General features: G+C 68.6%; 8 protein-coding genes. 6 read left to right on the top strand and 2 right to left on the bottom strand.

Annotation, left to right across the window (positions count from 1 at the left end):
• From ACIRPU_RS41225 to ACIRPU_RS41200, 6 genes are all read left to right on the top strand, one after another.
• On the top strand, positions 1 to 3,015 hold the full coding sequence (locus ACIRPU_RS41225) for an AAA family ATPase (protein ID WP_403877417.1): 3,015 nt from the start codon (positions 1 to 3) through the stop codon (positions 3,013 to 3,015).
• A gap of 769 nt (positions 3,016 to 3,784) precedes the next feature.
• Positions 3,785 to 4,462 (top strand): restriction endonuclease, encoded by a 678-nt coding sequence (locus tag ACIRPU_RS41220; RefSeq protein WP_403877414.1) that lies wholly within the window; start codon positions 3,785 to 3,787, stop codon positions 4,460 to 4,462.
• Between the two features lie 180 nt (positions 4,463 to 4,642).
• Positions 4,643 to 6,202, top strand: a complete 1,560-nt coding sequence (locus ACIRPU_RS41215) for a DEAD/DEAH box helicase family protein (RefSeq protein WP_403877411.1) — start codon at positions 4,643 to 4,645, stop codon at positions 6,200 to 6,202.
• A 37-nt stretch (positions 6,203 to 6,239) separates the two neighbouring features.
• Positions 6,240 to 7,055, top strand: a complete 816-nt coding sequence (locus ACIRPU_RS41210) for a tyrosine-type recombinase/integrase (RefSeq protein ID WP_403877408.1) — start codon at positions 6,240 to 6,242, stop codon at positions 7,053 to 7,055.
• Positions 7,052 to 9,556, top strand: coding sequence for a tyrosine-type recombinase/integrase (locus ACIRPU_RS41205; RefSeq protein WP_403877405.1), 2,505 nt, complete (start codon positions 7,052 to 7,054; stop codon positions 9,554 to 9,556). The genes ACIRPU_RS41210 and ACIRPU_RS41205 overlap by 4 nt, the downstream gene beginning before the upstream one ends.
• On the top strand, positions 9,553 to 10,116 hold the full coding sequence (locus ACIRPU_RS41200) for a hypothetical protein (RefSeq protein ID WP_403877402.1): 564 nt from the start codon (positions 9,553 to 9,555) through the stop codon (positions 10,114 to 10,116). Before ACIRPU_RS41205 ends, ACIRPU_RS41200 begins: the two co-directional genes overlap by 4 nt.
• Positions 10,117 to 10,186: 70 nt before the next feature.
• Here ACIRPU_RS41200 and ACIRPU_RS41195 read toward each other — a convergent pair whose 3' ends face one another.
• Together ACIRPU_RS41195 and ACIRPU_RS41190 are read right to left on the bottom strand one after the other, a co-directional pair.
• A complete protein-coding gene (locus tag ACIRPU_RS41195) occupies positions 10,187 to 11,173 on the bottom strand; it encodes a hypothetical protein (RefSeq protein ID WP_403877399.1) in 987 nt (328 codons plus the stop codon).
• A 32-nt stretch (positions 11,174 to 11,205) separates the two neighbouring features.
• Complete coding sequence (locus ACIRPU_RS41190; RefSeq protein ID WP_403877396.1) at positions 11,206 to 13,602, bottom strand: Helicase associated domain protein; 2,397 nt, start codon at positions 13,600 to 13,602, stop codon at positions 11,206 to 11,208.
• Positions 13,603 to 14,178: the final 576 nt, after the last annotated feature.

Below are 14,178 nucleotides of genomic sequence, written 5' to 3'. Positions count from 1 at the left end.
ATGCGTCTGCACTCCCTGCGCCTGCAGGCCTTCGGCCCCTTCGCCCGTCGGCACACCGTCGACTTCGACGCCTTGTCCGCCGACGGCCTGTTCCTCCTGCACGGCGACACTGGCGCCGGCAAGAGCACCCTGTTCGCCGCCATCTGCTTCGCCCTCTACGGCCTGCCGCCTCACGAACGCAACATGCGGCTGCGCAGCGACCACGCTCCCGCGGACCTGCTGACCGAAGTGACCCTGGAAGTAACCCTGGCCGGCAAGCGCCTGCAGATCCGCAGGATCCCCGCCCAGAAGCGACCCCACCTGCGCAACAGCGCAGAGCTCGTCGACCAGAAGGCCGAAACCTACCTTCACCAGTGGGTCCTCGACGAACACGGACACGGCCAGTGGGAAGGCGTCATCAAGTCCCACAAGGAAGCCGGAGAAGAGATCAAGTCCCTCCTGCGCCTGACCCGGCAGCAGTTCTGCCAGGTCGTCCTGCTCCCGCAGAACGAGTTCACCAAGTTCCTGCGCGCCGACGCATCCGAACGCCGCATCCTGCTCGGCACCCTCTTCGGCACCCGCCGCTTCGGCCTCATCGAAGAATTCCTCGCCAACCGCAAAAACCTCACCGCCAAGACACGCGACGAGGCCCGCGCCGACGTCCTGCGCCTGGCCGAACGCATCCAGCAGGCAGCAGGCGACGAACTCGAACCCGCCCAGGACGCCCCCCGGGCCGACGACCCCGCCACCCTCACCGCACCCGCCCGCGCCTGGGCCGGCGCTCTGCACCGCCAGGCTCTCATCCGCCAGGACGCCGCCGACACCGACACCGAGACCGCCGCACAACAGTTGGGGGAAGCCCGCCTGGCAGAACAGACCGTCCGCGACCTCCACCGTCTCCAACAGGCCCACCGCACCACCGCACACGACCTCGAACTGCTCCACGAGCAGACCACTCACCACGACGACCTCGCGGAACGCCGCGACCGCGCCGCGAAAGCCCAACAACTCCAATCCGTCCTGGAGACGGCACACACCGCCGACCTCGAGCACACCCGTGCCCGGGACGACGACAGCCGCGCCCGCGCCCTCTTGCCGCCCGAACACGCATCCCTCGACACCGCCGGCCTCACCCACGCCGCACAGCAACTGCACGCCGACACCGGCGCCGCCCAGGCACTCCTGCCCGAGGAGGCCACCCTCCAGCGCCACACGGCAGAACTGGCCACACTCGACCGCGAGCGCCAGCAGCTCACCGAAACCCTCACCGACGCCCAGGAATGGCTCAACGCCCTCCCGCAACGCCGCGCCGACCTTGTCGCACGCTTGGAAGCCGCCCGCAGCGCGCAGGAGACCGGCCGCGAACTCACCCCCACCCTCAACCTCGTCGAGAAGCAGCTGGAAGCCGCCAGGCGCCGTGACGCACTCGACCAGCAGGTCAGCGGCGCCCGTACAACCCTCAGCCGGGCCGAGAGGGACTCCGAGCAAGCCGCGCAAACGTACGTCGACATCCGGCGCCGACGCACGGACGGCATCGTCGCCGAACTCGCCGGCCGGCTCGTGGACGGCGAAGACTGCCCCGTATGCGGTTCCCCCACCCATCCCGCACCCGCCACCGCCCAGCCAGGCCAGCCCACCGCCGCCGACGAACAGGCCGCCGAAGCCGCCCACACCCGAGCCCAGCAGAGCGAGAACAAGGCCAAAGAGGCCCTGGCCCAGCTGAACGAACAGGCCGCCACGGCCCGCGGTGAAGCCGGCGGCGACACCCCCCTCGCCGACCTCACCGCCCACCGCACCGACCTCGCACAACGCCTCGCCGACGCCCTCTCCCAGGCAGCCGACGCCGGACCGGCCGGCGAACAACTCGCCCTCCTGGAAAAGGAACAGGCCGACACCGAGCACACCCGCAACACCGCAACCGCACGCCTGGGCGCCGCCGACGCCACCTACGACAGCCTGTACACCCAGCGCGAAGAGCTCACCCACCGCCTCGCGGCCGCCCTCAACGGACACGCCACACTCGCCGACCGCATCACTCGCCTCACCCAGAACGCCGGCCGGCTCGAGGCCGCCGCCGCGTGCGCGGCCACCGTGGCAACAACCGCCGCAGACCGACGCAACGCCACCGCTCTCGCGGAGCAGGCAGCGCTCGCGGCAGGCTTCGCCTCCCCGGCCGATGCCTTCGCCGCCCGCCTGCCCGACGACGAACTCACCGCGATCGACAGCGAGATCACCCAGTGGCGTGAACAGTGCCTCGTCCTGACCGCCCGGCTCGCCGAACCCGAACTGCAGGCAGCCATCGTCCAGCCGTCGGCCGACCTCGAGCACGCCGTCACCGAGCTGAACACCGCCACCACGACCCACTCCCGCACGGCAGCCCTCGCCACCCAGGCCGCCGCCCGCGCAACCGCCCTGGCCACCCTCACCGGGCAGCTGGAAACCCAGATCCAGCGCCTGGAACCCCTCGAGGACGACTACCGCACCGTAGATCACCTCCACGGCCTCATCAGCGGCGGTTCAACCAGCAACCAGCTCCGCATGCAACTGGAGTCCTACGTACTGGCAGCCCGTCTCGAAGACGTCGTCGACGCCGCCAACACCCGCCTGTCACGCATGTCCCACCACCGCTTCACCCTCGTCCACTCCGACGACAGAGCCGCCCGAGGCGCCAAATCAGGCCTGGACCTCAAGGTCCTCGACGCCTGGAGCGGACACAAACGCCACACCGACACCCTCTCCGGCGGCGAATCCTTCTACGTCTCCCTGGCCCTCGCCCTGGGCCTGGCCGACATCGTCACCGCCGAAGCCGGCGGCCAGGCACTGGACACCCTCTTCATCGACGAAGGCTTCGGCACCCTCGACGAAGACACCCTCCACCAAGTCCTCGACGTCCTGGACTCCCTGCGCGCCCACGACCGCACTGTCGGACTCATCAGCCACGTCCCTGAACTGCGCCGCCGCATCACCCAGCGCCTGCACATCTCCAAGCACATCGACGGCTCCACCCTCACACACCTGACCGAATCCGCCGAATGACCGCACGACAGGACGCCAGACTCTCCACGGCCCTTCCCCGACCAGAACACAGCACCCCCCAGGCCACGGGCACCTGCCGATCTTCACCCCGCCGTCGACCCCAGCCGTGACCACAAGCCGTCGGGGCTGCCCTCACACCCCTCAGTCCCAGCCGAGAAGGCAGCCTCCATGCGGCTCCCGGCGCCGAGAGCCGCACATCCCCAGAAGCAGTCGACTCGCGTCTCCCAGACGCAACACATCGAACACGAACCGCTTCCTGCCATTTCTGCATGTGATCGAAGCGACGGAAACAGAGCGCTGGGCAGCATGAACACCTGCATCCAGCCACCTGAGCCGTGCCAACACACGTCAGCCCGGCCGCATGACGGGGGTTTCCGCAGGCCCGAGGACTGCTGCCCCTCACATTCGAACACCGCCGGACGCATACGCGCCTCACGGCGCGTTTTCGAGGCAGCGCCATGGCCTGCACTGATCAAACCGGCGGATTTGTCAGTGCCCACTGCTACACCAATTCCCATAGATCAGACCGCAGTTGACGGCCTGGCACTACGGAGGAGGAAGCAGTGGCGAAGCCGCCCGAGGGCTACCACAGGGTGCGAAGTCATTACCGGCGCAATCCCGGCCCCAGCGCAAAGAAGCTGAGCGGCTGGTCGATCGCAGGGCTGATTGCGGTGGTGTGGCTATGGAGCCAGCTCATCGGCTTCGGAGAGGCCTCCCCGGCAACGCCGCAAACCCCTACACCATCAGTGTCAGCAAGCGTGGGCCGCTGATGCCCCGCCACTCGCCCCGGCTGCGCCCACCCCGAGGCGGCAGGGAACAGGTCTCCGCCGCAGCCGTCGCCTGCGCCGCACTCTGGCTGCTGGCCAAGATCGCCACAGCCACGTGGCAGGCAGCCGTCCGCATCTGGCCATGGCTCGCCCTCCTCGCAGCTCTCGCCCTCGGCTACGCAGCCTGGCGGTTCATCCGTGAAGTACGGGCCCGGAAGGTGCGGGCCGAGACGCTGGCCCGGCTCCGGATCACGCTCGCACAACTCGACGCCATGGACGACCGAGCCTTCGAATTCGCACTGCGTGACCTGCTCCTCCGCGACGGCTGGAACGCACGGCAGGTCGGCCGACAAGGAGACCAGGCCGCAGACGTCATCGGCGAAGACCGCCAACGCGGCAGGATCGTCCTGCAGGCCAAGCACACCACCGTCGCCGGCAAGGTCGGCTCATCAGTGATGTACCAGGTCAAAGGAACCGCAGGCCCCGCGCACGGAGCCGATACCGCAGTCGTGGTCACCAACGGCTCCTTCACCCGGGACGCCAAAACATGGGGCGAACGCCACCAAGTGCACTGGGTCGACCGCGAGCGCCTGCGCCGGTGGGCCGAACACGGCACACCCCTGCAAGACCTTCTACGCCTGCCCACGGCACGCAAGACAGCCTTCCGCCGGGCTGCATGAAATCAAGCGGAGAGCGGCCCGACCCCGAGCAATCGCCCACTATCCGCAACCGACAACACCGATCACGGGGCGCGCACGGCTCTCAGCGTGCCCCCGCCAGAGCAGAGACACTGCACCGCACCCCTGCTGTACGCGAGAATGAAGCGAGCCAGCCCCTCACGTATGCCGAGGAACCGTGCGATGACAGCCAGCCCCCCCGCCACAGAACACACCGGGCGTCTGGTCCTGCGCACGGACCAGCAGGAGGGCCTCGCCAGCACGGTCCGCCACCTGCGTCGCCCGCGCACCCGCGGGCACGCAGTCTCCGCCTGCGGCACCGGCAAGACCCTCTTTGCCCTGCGCGTCGCCGAGGAACTCGGCGTACGCCATCTGGCGGTGGCGGTGCCCAGCCTGGACCTGATCGCGCAGTGGGCGGCGGCCGCCCGCGCGGACGGCCGCCGCGAGCCGATGATCACCGTCTCCTCGCTGCGCGCCGAATCCCACCCGCTCCTCGCCGAGGCCGAGGTCGACTCGGCCAACGCGGGGGAGTACCTGGCCTACTGGCTGGGCCGCCACCCCAAAGCAACGGTGTTCTTCACCTACGATTCGCTGTCCAAGATCGAAGAGGCCCAGCACTCCGCGATCTTCCCCGCCCCCGTCTTCGGCCTGCTGATCGTGGACGAAGCCCACGCCACGGCCGGCACCTGGGAGAAGAACTGGACCGCGCTGCACGACAACGAGCGCATCCCTGCCGAGCGACGCCTCTACCTCACCGCCACCCCGTATGTGTGGGAAGCCCCCCGCCTGACCGAGCCGCCCACCACCAGGGCGCAGCCCAAGCGCACCGCCGCCACCGCACCGGCCTGGGACGACCCGGCCCTGCTGGCCACCATGGACCAGCCGAAGATCTTCGGCCCCCGCCTGCACACCTACTCCCACGCCGACGCCATCGACGACGGCGTCCTGGCCGACTACCAGCTCGTCGTCCCCACCATCACCGACACCGAACTGCGCACCGCCCTCACCGATCCGGAAGCCGGGCCCACCGCACGCCGCACCACCGCGCTGCACCTGGCCATCCTCAAAGCCATGCGCGAGCAGGACCTGCGGCACGTGTTCGTCTACTTCCAGCAAATCGCCGACGCCGCCGACTTCGCCCGCCAGTTCGCCCACACCCTGCGCTCCCTCCCCGACGAACTGCGCCCCGACTGGGCGGACGACGTCGTCGTGCAGTCCATCGACGGCACCCACAGCCCCCACCGGCGCGCCGACATCATCGCCCGCTTCACCGACGCCGAGCGGGGAGTACTGGCCAACGCCAAGATCCTCGGCGAAGGCGTCGACATTATCTGGGGTCGCTGTTGGTGTGGGGGATGTAGGGTACGCGCTCCGACCTGTGGTGGAGGGGCGTTCCGGGAAGTCCGGCACCGGGGCTCTGGGTGCGAGTTACGTTCGGCGCGTGTCTCCTGGCTTCCTCGCTTTCCGGTCGGTGTCTGCTGGTGGTGGGGTGCGGTGGGTGGTGGTCGATGCCAGCACCTACGCCCTGCATCTACAGGCCACCGCCTACCTGGCCTCGCTGCGGTCGCGGGGCTGTTCGCCGAACACCGAGCGTGTGTACGCGGGCCGGGTGGCGCTGTACCTGGACTACTGCCAGGACCGGGGCCTCGACTGGGCCGCTCCGCGGTTTCTGGAGCTGGCGGGCTTGCAGCGGTGGCTGATCACCGAACCCCTCCCTGCGCGGGGTCGCCGGCCGCCGCTTGAGCCGCGGTTCCGCTCGCCGGGGACGGCGAACGCGGTGATGACCGTGGTGAGCGGCTTCCTCAGGTTCGGTGCCGTGCACGGCTGGGTTGCGCCCGCGACGGTGGCGGTGCTGTCGGAGCCGAAGCAGCTGTTCCATCTTCCGCCGGGCTATGACCCGGGTGAGACGGGCCAGTTGCGTACGGTGGAGGCGGCCGCGTTCCGGTTCGCGCTGACCGATCCGGGCTACCAGGACCTCAGTTCCGAGCAGATCGCCGCCATGATCGCTGTTGCGGGGCGGGCCCGGGACCGGTTCCTGATCGCGTTGCTGGCGTGTACCGGGCTGCGGATCGGCGAAGCGCTTGGGCTGCACCGTGGCGATATGCACCTGCTGGCCTCGTCCCGCGTGCTGGGCTGCGGCACCGACGGCCCGCACCTGCACGTCCGCCGTCGCACGGACAACCCCAACGGCGCGCTGGCCAAGTCCCGCCGCTCCCGCACCATGCCGGTCACCGCCGACCTGGTCGCCTTCTACGCCGACTACCAGTACGAACGCGACGCAGTCGGTCCGGCGGCGGCCGAGAGCGAGATGGTGTTCGTCAATCTCTTCCGCGCGCCCCTCGGACGTGCGATGTCCTATCCCAACGCCAAGGACCTCTTCGACCGCCTGGCCCGCACCGCCGCCCACCCCTTCCGCCCTCACATGCTGCGCCACTCCGCCGCCACAGCCTGGCTCCGCGGCGGAGTGGACCGGGATGTCGTCCAGCATCTGCTGGGGCATGTTTCGCCGCTGTCGATGGAGCGCTACCGCCACGTCGACGACACCGAGAAACGACAGGCCGTCGAACGCGTCCAGGCCCTGCGGGAGCACCCATGAGCCGGGCACTACGCGTGTTGGCGCCCTCCGACCCGGCGAGCCGCGTCTCCTGGGACACCGAGACGTGGCGTACCTGGCTGGAGGACCGCCTCGACCTCGGCTGGCGGGCGGGGGAATGGGACGCGCGCAACTGGCTGTTCACCGGCGACCTCCACAGCCCGCGCACGTCCTCCTCTACGTGCCGGACCCAGCGGTGCGATCTCATCGTCATCAGCCGCAACATCTTCTGCTCGCTGTGCGCCGAGCAGGTGAAGGCCTCCGGCCTGGACCCGGACCAGTTCGCCGCGACCCATCAGCCGGTGCGGAACCGCAGCGCTCGCGGGATGGTGACCGCCCGGTGCTCCATCACCCGTGACGGTGTGCAGTGTGTCCGTCCCCGCCACTGCAAGGGCATGTGCTGCACCCACTACAACACCTGGAAGTACCACGCCGCCAAAGACACCGAGGAAACGTGGCTGCGCGACCGGGCCCGCCCCTTCACCGAGGTGATCCCCTGCCTGGTGCCCGTCTGCCCGAGCCCCTCCTACAACTCCCGCGGCCTGTGCAACTACCACGCCCGCCAGTGGAGCCAGGACAACCGCACCCACCCCATCGCCGCCCGCCAGTGGGCACCGACCCAGAGCCCTTACCTGGCCAGCCACCAGTTCAGCCTGCTGCCCCTGGGCGACCTGCTGCGCCAAGAAGTCCTCTACAGCCTGCAGCAGGCCGACCGGTGGACCCGGATGCTGGAACCCCACCGCATCCGCCACCTCGTACGCGACCTGTCCGGCGCCACCACCCTCCTGGCCGACGACATCGGCCCCGACCGGCTCGCCAGCCGCGATGCCGGCGCAGCCCGGATCCTGAAGCGGCTGCGCACCGCCGTCCGCACCGGCTTCGAGGAGTTCACCGGCCGCCCGCTGGACGATCCCGACGTCCTGGACCTGCGCACCATCGGCCTGCGCACCACGACGGGATCCGCACCCCGCCACATGTCCGGGACCGCGGACCTGCGAACTCTCCACCAGCCCTGGCTGCGCCACCTCGTACGGCACTGGGCGACCACCAGCTCCCCGCGCACCGACGTCTTCTCCAACACGATGCGCGCGATCACCCTCGCCTCCGCAGCCCTGGCCCAGCGGCCGGGACAAGGGCTGGACCCGGCCGCCCTGACCTTCGCCGATGCCTCCGCGGTCGTCGACGCCATCCGCACCGCCGTCCGCCAGGACGGCACCCTCTACCGGTCCTCCCAGCGACGGACCCTCGCAGGCTGTTTCTTCCAGCTGATCGACTACGGCCGCCGCTCAGGCCACCTCGACACCCTCGCCGGAGCCTTCACCCGCGACCCCGTCGAGCACCGCATCCGACTGGAAGAGGTCGACGAGGACGGCATCGGCAAAGCCGTTCCCGAATCCGTGATCCGGCAGCTCGACACCCACCTGCACACGCTCGGCCTCGGGGACGTCCAGGGCCGCCGCGACATCCCTGCCACCGACCTCCAGCTGCTGTACCAGACCGTCTACATCCTCCTGCGCGACACCGGCCGTCGCCCCCTGGAGATCGCCTCCCTGCCCCGCGACTGCTTGGAGACCGACCACGGCCAGACCTCCCTGATCTGGGACAACCGCAAACGGCGCCGACACCGCCGCCGTCTGCCGATCACGGCCTCCACCGCCCAGGACATCCGCCGATGGCAGGCCCGCCGCGACCACCTCCAGCTCCCCGCCCGCGGTGACGACTACCTCTTCCCCGCCCTCAGCGATCAAAGCGCCGACCGGCACCTCAGCGCCAACTACATCAGCGAAACCCTGCGCACCTGGGTCGACTCCCTGCCCGAACTCCACGCCGAAGGCACCGACGCCGCCGGCGGCCGCCTCCCCTTCAACCGCTCCTTGATCTACCCCTACGCCTTCCGCCACTCCTACGCCCAGCGCCACGCGGACGCGGGAACCCCCGTCGACGTACTCCGTGAGCTGATGGACCATCACTCCATCGCCATGACGCAGCGCTACTACCAGGTCTCCCTCAAACGAAAACGCACCGCGGTCGCCGCCCTCACCGCCCACGTCGTCGACCGCCACGGACACCCCACGCCCAGCTCACCCAGCGGCTACGACCTGCGCTCGGTCGCCGTCCCCTACGGCGGATGCACCGAACCGTCGAACGTCAAAGCCGGAGGCGACTCCTGTCCGATCCGCTTCCAGTGCGCCGGCTGCGGCTACTACCGCCCCGACCCCTCCTACCTACCCGCCATCGAGCAGCACATCAACGAACTGCGCGCCGACCGCGAGACCGCCCGCGCGATGGACGCCGCCGACTTTGTCATCACCGCTCTCACCGCGCAGATCACCGCATTCGAGCAGGTCGTCGACCGCATGCGCCGACGCCTGTCCGCCCTGCCCGAAGCCGAACAGGAAGAACTCGAGCAGGCCAGCGCCGTCCTGCGTAGAACCCGAGCCGGCACCACCCGCACCCACCTGCCGCTCACCGTCCTCAACCCCCACCGGACAACTCCCCGATGAATCCCAATGGCAACCCGACCCCGCTGGCACAGGCCCGCCGCCGCGACAGCATCGACAAACGCCTCCGCGTCCTGACCGCCATCGAACGCCTTGAACGCGACGGCGCCCCCATCACCCACACCGCCGTTGCCCGCACCGCCGGCGTCTCCACCTGGCTCACCTACGCCGAAGGCGTCCGCGAACATATCTACGCCGCACAAACCCGCCAGAACGCACGCCCCACAATCAGCCAACTCCCCAGCCCTTCGACCCCAGCCAGCCTGCGCACGGACCTCGAACTCGCCCGCCAGGAGATCACCACCCTCCGAGAAGAACGCGACCGGCTCCGCACCGCCATGAGCCACCATCTCGGACAACAACTCGACGCCGTCAGCAGCCAGAGTCTGACCACGCGCATCGACGAACTCACCCAGCACAACCACCAGCTGACGGCCCAGCTTCAGCACACCACCACCGAGAACACGACTCTTCACACCCGCGTCACCCAACTGGAAGGCGACCTCGCCGCAGCCCGCACCAGCCTGCGCCGCATGATCCGAGACGAGAACCTCAACCAGTAAGCCCTGCTCCGCAGCGCCGCAACGACAGATTGAAGCGCTGCCCTGGGCGGGCCGCCGAGGGCAGCGCGACTCAGAGGGTGTGCAGTGTGGCCTCAATCGCCTCCACGATGCCGTCGTGGGCCGCCGGGGCCACCCGGCGGGCTCTACCTACGGGGACCGGGGCCTGCTCGGCGATGCGGTCCAGTACCCGCAGGAAGTTCTTGTCGGCGGTGAGGAACACTTCGCAGTCCGGCAGGTAGGCGGCGTGTTGGACGTCTAGGGGGTTGCCGGCGGTGACCTTCATGTCCATCTGCACGGTGTCTGCCGCACACCGCAGCCAGGCGCGTGGCATGTGAACGGGCTCCACCTCGTACAGCCAGAACCGGTTGAACACCTCCCGCGAGGCGCACATGGCGCGGAGGTCCACCCGGGCGCCGACCCAGTCGGCGTAAGTGGTCTCCTCATGCGTGAGCACAGATCGGCGGCCCCTTGCGAAGGCATGCCAGTACACCTCCTGGCTGTACGGCCGCCATGCCGCGATCCTTTCGCCAGGTGCCCACCCAGTCTGCTGCTCGACCGTCGTCTCCTCACTCGGGGCCAGCGTGATCTGGGAGAGGTCGCCGAGATCGAACCCAGCTTCGCGCCAACGCTCCCGCTGCTCCTTCTGGTTATCCACCAGGAAGCCCACCGTGCGCGCGGTCCGCCGGGCCGGCGCCGTGTCGCGCAATCGGTCGTGGTGCTCCACCGCCTCCCGCCAGAACCTTTTGGTCCAGTACGTACGCCACGCCGCCTCGCGTCCGGTGTCGGGCATTGCCCTCATCCACTCAGGGTGCAGACGGCGTACTTCGGAGATGACCTCGGCACCTTCCTGGTCGGCCTCGCTGCGCAGCCGTTCGTCCGTCGCGGTCGTGATGGCCTCGATGATGGCCGCCCGCATGTCCGAGCGGGGATGCTGCAGCACCTCGAGCAGGACGCTCGGCGCGGTTACCACGTGATACCCGAGGGAATGAGCGACCGTCTTGAACCGGTTCCCAGCCCGCTCATCCCCCAAATAGGACCAGATGTTGTTGTCGAGCATGATTCTCATGCTGTCGTTCCTCCTCGAATGCCCTACACCCTGGCCCATTCGAGTCCCAGGTGGGCGAGTGTCTGGAGTCGGTCGGGGGTGAGCTTCGTGCGGCGTCCCTTCTGGTTCATGATCCATACTCCGAGCCGGACTTCGGTGCCGTCCTCCAGCGTCTCTACGTGGGCCCGTGGGACGGTCACCGAGCCGGTGCGGGTCTTGTACTGCGCCAGGGCTGCGACGCCCTTGTCGAAGGCGCTCACGGGCGCCGTGGACGCGTTCGCGGGAGCCTCCGGCGCCGGGGCGGGCGGTGTGATGCCGAGTTGCTGCAGGCGCTCGCGTTGCCCGTCCCTCAGAGCCTCCCAGACCTTCGGCGTCTGCTGCTTGGCCAACCACTTCCCGATGTCCATGCCGTGGACGGTGAGGCCGGGCAGGACTTTCACCGCGCCGGCTTGGCCTTGTTCGTCGGCGACCAGTTCGCGTAGTGCGGCGTAGTGGCGTTGCCAGTCGGCCGGCCACACGGGGTTCCAGTCCTCGTCTACGGCTTCCAGCGCCGTCTTCCACTCGGGATGTCCGTCGAGGGCGCCGGGTCGCCGCAAATTCGCGAGCCACATCCCCAACGGTTTGTCGAGCGCTGTCGCGGTGCGGGGTGCGCAGAGTGTCCAGTGCTGGTCGTAGTACGCCTTGGCGGCTTCCAGGTTCTCCTGGAACCTCTCATCCGCTACGGACCAGACCATGCCGAGCTGTTCGAGCCGGCGGGCGCGTTGGCCGGTCATCTGCCCGGCTGCGTAGGCGCGTCGTTGTTCGGCGACCCATTGTCCGAGCGGTGTCGCGCCCTCGCGGTGTCCGTAGGGCACCCTGGCGTTCCCGACCCGTTCGACGTACGTCTTCAGCTTGGCCCAGCCGCGGGCCCAGTCCTGGCGTTCGGTGTCGATCACGTTGAAGGAGACCCAGTCCGCGACCATCACTGGATCCCGGGGGGCCGCGAAACGGAGCAGCAGCCGGGATTCTTCCTCACCGTCTCCGGGCGCGGCACCGATGTTCACGGACGGTTGTGCGATGTCCTTCTGTGGCTCCTGTGGAATCGCCAGCAGTTCCACGGCCTCTTCATCGTGGGCCCGCAGGCCTTCCAGGACTTTTACCAGGGGCCGGTATGAGCCGGAGGTGAACATGTCTTCCGGCTTTTCTCCGGGCTGGAGGAACACCGGCACGATGAGAGAGGCAAGTTTCCCTTGTCCGGGCTTCTGGCGGAGAGCGCGTCCGATGGCCTGGACGATGTCGTGGGGTGCGCCCTTGGGGTCCAGGAGGGCGACGCTGTCCACGCTTCTGATGTCGACACCCTCGCCCAAAACGCGACAGTTCGAGAGCACGGCCCGCTGCGCCGTGGACCCGAACGAGCCGAGGACCTCCCGCCGGTGCTCGGGGACGTGTTCGCCGCACAGCCAGTTGGCCCAGATCCGCTTCGGGTACTTCTCCGGCTGATCGGCGTGCAGTTTGGCCGCGACGCGCTCCAGGCCTTCCGCGTAGGCCTGTGCCTCGATGGTCCGGTGGTGGAAGGTGATACACGTCGACAGGTCGTGCTGCGCCATCGTGTGCAGCAACGCGGCCTGCAAAGCCCCGAGGCGCTGCCCCCGCACCTCTTCCGTGTGCCGCTCCTCGCCCATCAACCGCTCGGGAGTGACGACGGGGTCCTTCAGCTCCAGGACGATGATCTGGTACCGCGCCAGCAACCCGCGCGACACGGCCGACGCGAGCGAGAGCTTGTAGAGGACAGGTCCGAAGACTTTCTCGTCGTCCATGGAGGCCGCCATCTCGCGCGGCAGCGGGTCACGCACCCCTTCGGCAACCTCGCGGTTGAGCCGCTCTTCCCAGATCCGCGGCGTCGCCGTCAGGTACAGGCGCCGGTACGCCGGGATCACACTCTGGTCGTGGATGTCCGCCCACGCCTTACCCATCGAGCCACTTGTCCTGTGGGCTTCATCAACGACCGCGAGGTCTAGTGGATCAAGCTTCTGGCCGTAGACACCCTCGAACGCCTCCGCCAGAACACCCAAAGACGCGTAGGTGGCGTAGATGGTGACGGGCCCCTGCCCGTGCCACAGCGCCAACTGGATCGGGTTCGTCGTGGAGCGCACCTTCAACGACCACAGCTCCGGATCGTCCTGGAGCGAACACACCGCCACCGCCGGCCCCTTGTGCCCGGCCTCGTGCCAGGCCCTCACCGTCTGCGCCAGCAGATCCAGCGTCGGCACCAACACGAGCACACGCCCCCTGGGCACAAGCCGCCTCGCCGACGCCGCAGCCATCATCGTCTTCCCCGTGCCACACGCCGCGTGCACCTGCCCGCGAAGACCATTCCAGGAAATACCGCCCGGCGGAACATCAAGACCCCGCACAATGGCGGAAACGGCCTCGATCTGGTGATCACGCAGCTTCACGGCCATGCCCCGTGCTCTCCTTTTTCGCGGAATGCGGCGCGTAATAGTAAATAGAATTCAGGCGCAAGGTGCGCGGCGGTAGGGGTGTAGCATCTGATCCCAGACTCTACACAGTCACGACGCATGATGCATCAGCCGTCCGCCAACTTCGCTCCCGAGGGTGGCACAGTGACTCGATCTCGCCCACGAACGGTCGACTGTCCTCTATGCTGAACAGGGCGATAGGTGAACATGCCGGGACAGGTAGACAGTGGGGGAGGGGTTCAGGGTGGAGCGCAGCGGAACCCGTCACTACAACGAGGCCGGCACCCCGTCAGGCCGACGGTTCGTCACATCCGTTACAGGGGTGGTAGCTGGGAATCCCAAGCCCCACACAGTCCCACGCCTGATGCACCTACCCCTTACTGCCAGCCCCAGGAATCCCGCTTGCGGGATTCCCCCAATTCGCGCTTGCGCGAATTGATACGCACTCAGAATTCCGCTTGCGGAATTCGATTCACGCGCTTGCGCGGGAATCCGACGGAGCGTCAGCGGAGTCATTCCCTATGCAGCGCGCCAGCGCTGCATATCCCGCTCCGCGGG

It is taken from the genome of Streptomyces sp. NPDC102259, from assembly GCF_044766465.1.
Classification (GTDB): Bacteria; Actinomycetota; Actinomycetes; order Streptomycetales; family Streptomycetaceae; genus Streptomyces.
The sequence above is the reverse complement of the archived record's forward strand: the minus strand, read 5'-3'. Positions and strand labels throughout refer to the sequence as shown.

Coding starts and splice junctions, on each gene's coding strand:
- ACIRPU_RS41225 (WP_403877417.1), top strand. CDS start 1: ATGCGTCTGCACTCCCTGCGCCTGCAGGCCTTCGGCCCCTTCGCCCGT.
- ACIRPU_RS41220 (WP_403877414.1), top strand. CDS start 3,785: ATGCCCCGCCACTCGCCCCGGCTGCGCCCACCCCGAGGCGGCAGGGAA.
- ACIRPU_RS41215 (WP_403877411.1), top strand. CDS start 4,643: ATGACAGCCAGCCCCCCCGCCACAGAACACACCGGGCGTCTGGTCCTG.
- ACIRPU_RS41210 (WP_403877408.1), top strand. CDS start 6,240: ATGACCGTGGTGAGCGGCTTCCTCAGGTTCGGTGCCGTGCACGGCTGG.
- ACIRPU_RS41205 (WP_403877405.1), top strand. CDS start 7,052: ATGAGCCGGGCACTACGCGTGTTGGCGCCCTCCGACCCGGCGAGCCGC.
- ACIRPU_RS41200 (WP_403877402.1), top strand. CDS start 9,553: ATGAATCCCAATGGCAACCCGACCCCGCTGGCACAGGCCCGCCGCCGC.
- ACIRPU_RS41195 (WP_403877399.1), bottom strand. CDS start 11,173: ATGCTCGACAACAACATCTGGTCCTATTTGGGGGATGAGCGGGCTGGG.
- ACIRPU_RS41190 (WP_403877396.1), bottom strand. CDS start 13,602: ATGGCCGTGAAGCTGCGTGATCACCAGATCGAGGCCGTTTCCGCCATT.